The sequence below is a fragment of the Methylobacterium frigidaeris genome, from assembly GCF_022179185.1.
GTDB lineage: Bacteria > Pseudomonadota > Alphaproteobacteria > Rhizobiales > Beijerinckiaceae > Methylobacterium > Methylobacterium frigidaeris.
The window spans coordinates 1-224 of record NZ_BPQJ01000417.1; the positions used below are offsets into that span (position 1 = coordinate 1).

Below are 224 nucleotides of genomic sequence, written 5' to 3' on the forward strand. Positions count from 1 at the left end.
TCCCCGAAGCCGATCTCCACCAGGACCGCCGGCACCTTGGCGTAGCGGAGGACGAAGAAGTCGCCGGGGAAACTCCCCCGGTAGGGGCTTCCCGTGGCCTGGGAGAGCTTCCGGCCCAGGGTCTCCGCCAGGCGCTGGCTGTAGCGCTGGTTCGCCTGGGCCACGATGTCCGTGAGGATCCGTTCCGCCACGCTCTTGGCCTCCTCGGTGAGGCGCCGGCCCAG

General features: G+C 70.5%; 1 protein-coding gene. It reads right to left on the reverse strand.

Annotated features, from left to right (window positions below):
* Positions 1-191: N-acetylmuramoyl-L-alanine amidase (locus MFF64_RS39250; RefSeq protein ID WP_238194168.1), on the reverse strand; the 191-nt coding region annotated here is incomplete at its 3' end.
* Between the last annotated feature and the right edge of the window lie 33 nt (positions 192-224).